This is a genomic window from Paenisporosarcina sp. P4_D4 (assembly GCF_056401835.1).
This window is the reverse complement of record NZ_JBFUIO010000421.1, coordinates 1-585: the sequence shown is the minus strand read 5'-3', so window position 1 is coordinate 585 and position 585 is coordinate 1. Positions and strand designations below refer to the sequence as shown.

Annotated in this window: 1 protein-coding gene; it reads right to left on the bottom strand. The window is 34.2% G+C overall.

What is annotated here, in order from left to right; translation table 11 throughout:
- Window positions 1–47: 47 nt before the first annotated feature.
- The gene (locus AC1DSL_RS19275; protein ID WP_477533483.1) at window positions 48–464 is read right to left on the bottom strand and encodes a hypothetical protein; all 417 of its coding nucleotides are present in this window, start codon (window positions 462–464) and stop codon (window positions 48–50) included.
- Window positions 465–585 lie beyond the last annotated feature (121 nt).

The window sequence follows — 585 nt, the reverse complement described above, 5'->3', positions numbered from 1 at the left end:
ATTCTTATGACTACATTGTTCTTCATTCATGGTTCAATCCCCCAATATTAAGGTATCACAGGCAATACACGCACATATTTAAACACATTCCCCATGAATACTCCTACTGCTGTTGCTCCAACAAGTACAGTGTCGAATGTAAATCCTTCATTCTCAGTAGTTTCAGTTTCATTTTCCTCAATATCATCTACCACTTCAGGAACTACAGTAGTCATACTCACCTTTTCTGATCCTTGTAGCTCCCTAATTTCACTATGCTGATTAAAGTTAATCTTCTCTAAGTTGCGATTGTGGTCTTGTAGCTGCTCAATTTTCAATCGTTGCTCCTGAATAATCTTTGCATATGTTCCAATTTTCTCGTTTTTAATTTGCATGTGTCCGTTGAATGTCGATATTAGTACAAATAAAATGAGTATGATTACAAGTGTGATTAGGACAACACGACCTTTTCTTAGTCGTACCATCGTTTCACCCTCCATTTTAATTTAGTTTTGATTATAATTTATTAATTAGATAGCGTTTTAACTCATCAATAATATCCATTTGACCACGATAATAAAATTCATCTTCTCTGTTACAACAATC